Source organism: Taklimakanibacter deserti (genome assembly GCA_003574785.1).
In genome coordinates this window covers 1-526 of the sequence record QORU01000089.1, presented here as the reverse complement: position 1 = coordinate 526, position 526 = coordinate 1, and the positions used below count along the sequence as shown (strand labels likewise).

The 526-nt window shown below is 45.4% G+C and carries 1 rRNA gene; it reads left to right on the top strand.

From position 1 onward, the window contains the following. Nucleotides 1–526 (top strand): 23S ribosomal RNA (locus DS839_RS36110); the annotation flags it as partial.

Sequence of the window (526 nt, the reverse complement as noted above, 5' to 3'; positions counted from 1 at the left end):
AGCGTACACGGTGGATGCCTTGGCAATCAGAGGCGAAGAAGGACGTGCTAATCTGCGAAAAGCTTGGATGAGTTGATAAGAAGCGTTTAATCCAAGATATCCGAATGGGGAAACCCAGTAGATGAAGAATCTACTATTATTAAGTGAATACATAGCTTAATAAGGCAAACCGGGAGAACTGAAACATCTAAGTACCCCGAGGAAAAGAAATCAACCGAGATTCTGTAAGTAGCGGCGAGCGAAAGCGGAAGAGCCTGTTAGTGATAATGGTTTTGTTAGGAGAATGAGCTGGGAAGCTCAATCGTAGAGGGTGATAATCCCGTATCCGAAAACATTATTATGGTACTAAGCTAACGACAAGTAGGGCGGGACACGAGAAATCCTGTTTGAAGATGGGGGGACCATCCTCCAAGGCTAAATACTCCTGATTGACCGATAGTGAACCAGTACTGTGAAGGAAAGGCGAAAAGAACCCCAGTGAGGGGAGTGAAATAGAACCTGAAACCGTGTACGTACAAGCAGTGGG